This window comes from Roseateles sp., assembly GCF_031397715.1.
Classification (GTDB): Bacteria; Pseudomonadota; Gammaproteobacteria; order Burkholderiales; family Burkholderiaceae_C; genus Paucibacter_A.
Window position 1 is genome coordinate 1 of sequence record NZ_JANNMI010000368.1, and the last position, 2,365, is coordinate 2,365.

A 2,365-nucleotide genomic window follows, 5' to 3' on the forward strand; every position below is an offset into this window, starting at 1 on the left:
CCATCTGCGCTGAGGCCCGCAGCGCGCCGAGGAAGGCGTACTTCGAGTTGGAGGCCCAGCCGGCGATAATGACGCCGTAGACCTCCAGCGAGGTGATGGCCAGCAGGAACAACAGACCGGCATTGATATTGGCCAGCGCCACATCGGGGCCAAAGGGGATCACCACCCAGGCGGCCAGGGCCGGCATGATGGTCATCACCGGGCCGAGGAAGAACAGGCCCTTGTTGGCGGCCGTCGGCACGATGATCTCCTTGAAGATCAGCTTGACCGCATCGGCGATCGGGGTCAGCAGGCCGTAGGGGCCGACGCGGTTTGGGCCGGGACGGATCTGCGTCCAGCCGATCGCCTTGCGCTCCCACAGCGTCAGGTAGGCGACGCAAACCATCAGCGGTGCAACCACCGCGATGATCTTGATCAGGTTCCAGAGCACCGGCCAGATCAGCGGCGAAAGGCCGCCAAACAGCTGCGCTCCACTTTGGTAAAAGGATTCAATCATTGCTGTTCTCGCCTCAGACCTTGCTGACGTTCAAGCCGCCGAAGATGGCACCCAAAGCCGCTGTTTCGGGTAGGCCGCTGGGCACGCGCAGCACATTGGCCGGCAGCTTGGTATCCAATTTGGCCGGCAGCTGCACGGCGCCTGAGCCGTCTTGGGTGATGCGCACGGAGCCACCTTCGCTCAAGCCCAGCTGTTGCCACAAAGCGGTCGGCAAAGTCGCCACTGCCGCCTGCCGCGCGTCATTGCTCAGCTGCAGCGATGTGGCGTGACGCACCAGCGCATCGGCCGCATAGATCGGCAGATCGGCCAGGCGCTCGATCGCTTTTGACGTACCCGCTTGAATGGCGGCCGCGCCGGCATTGCTCAGCTGAGCGCTCAGATCAACGCCCAAGGCCTCGCTGCGCACCTGCTCGGAGCTGTCTTGCGCAAAGCCGTCGAGCGCCAGCAAATTGCCCAGCACACGCAGAATTTTCCAGCCCGGACGGGTCTCGCCCAGCGCCTTGACGACGCCGACAAAGCTCTGCGCCCGACCTTCGGCGCTGACAAAGGTGCCCGAGGTTTCGGTGAATGGCGCGGTCGGCAACAAGACATCGGCGTAGTCCAAGCCGGTCTTGAACGGGCTCATCACGACCACCATCTCGGCCGCGGCCAGCGCCTTGGCGGCGGCGGCTGCATTGGCCGAATCAAGTACCGGGTCGGTGTTCAGCAGCAGCAGACCCTTCAGGCCGGCATCGCTCAACATCTGGCCGGCGTTCAGACCGCCCTGCTGAGGTAGGGCGTTAACCAGCTGGGCACCGACGGTGTTGGCGGCGGCCGTCAGATAGCCGACGCTGGCGCCGGTTTGCGCGCTAATCCAGTTCGCCAGGCTCAGCAAGCTGGCGGCTTGCGGATGTTCTGCAGCGGCATTGCCGAGCAGAATCGCCTTGTGTTGACCGGACAGCAACCCATCCGCAATCGCCTGTGCGGCTTCGGTCGCCGTTCCGGCTGCAGGTGCTGCCACGCCATTGACGGCGGCAACGGCGGCGGCAACGTCGGCAAGCGCCTGCACCCAGCTGCTCGGCGCCACGGTGATGCGGGCGGCGACCGGCATCAGCCAATCGTCTTCGCTGGCATGAATGCTCATGATCTGCGCACCATGGCGGGCGGCCTGACGCAGGCGCAGCGCGAACAGCGGGTGATCCTTGCGCAGGAAGGAGCCGACCACCAGGGCGCGGTCCAGGCTGCTCAGGGCGGCAATTGGCAGCCCCAACCAATGGGCTTGGCCGCTGGCAGCCGTATTACTGAAATCGGCATGACGCTGACGGTAGTCGACGTTCTGACTGCCCAAACCGCGCACCAACTTGGCCAGCAGATGCAGCTCTTCGACCGTGCTGTGGGCAGAGCCCAGCGCACCGATGGCGGCCGCGCCATGCTCGGCGCGGACCAGCTTCAAACCGTTCGCCACATATTCGAGCGCGGTACTCCAGTCGACCGTCTTCCAGGCGCCGCCCTGCTTGATCATCGGCTGGGTCAGGCGCTGATCGCTGTTCAGCGCTTCGTACGAGAAACGGTCCCGGTCGGAGATCCAACATTCATTGACGGCTTCGTTTTCCAGCGGCACGACACGCATGACCTGGTTGCCCTTGACCTGCACAACCAAATTGGCGCCGGTGCTGTCATGCGGGCTGATGCTCTTGCGGCGCGACAGCTCCCAGGTGCGGGCAGCGTAACGGAAGGGCTTGCTGGTGAGCGCACCGACCGGGCAGATGTCGATCATGTTGCCCGACAGCTCACTGTCGATGGTTTGGCCCACAAACGTGGTGATCTCGCTGTGCTCACCCCGGTTCTGCATGCCGAGTTCCATCACCCCGGCCAGCTCTTGGCCAAAGC

General features: G+C 64.4%; 2 protein-coding genes. Both read right to left on the reverse strand.

Annotation, left to right across the window (positions count from 1 at the left end):
* Positions 1-496 (reverse strand): complex I subunit 1/NuoH family protein (locus tag RMO57_RS16080; RefSeq protein WP_310388309.1); only part of this gene is annotated, 496 nt, incomplete at its 3' end.
* 13 nt (positions 497-509) lie between these two features.
* Positions 510-2,365 (reverse strand): molybdopterin-dependent oxidoreductase (locus tag RMO57_RS16085; RefSeq protein ID WP_310388310.1); only part of this gene is annotated, 1,856 nt, incomplete at its 5' end.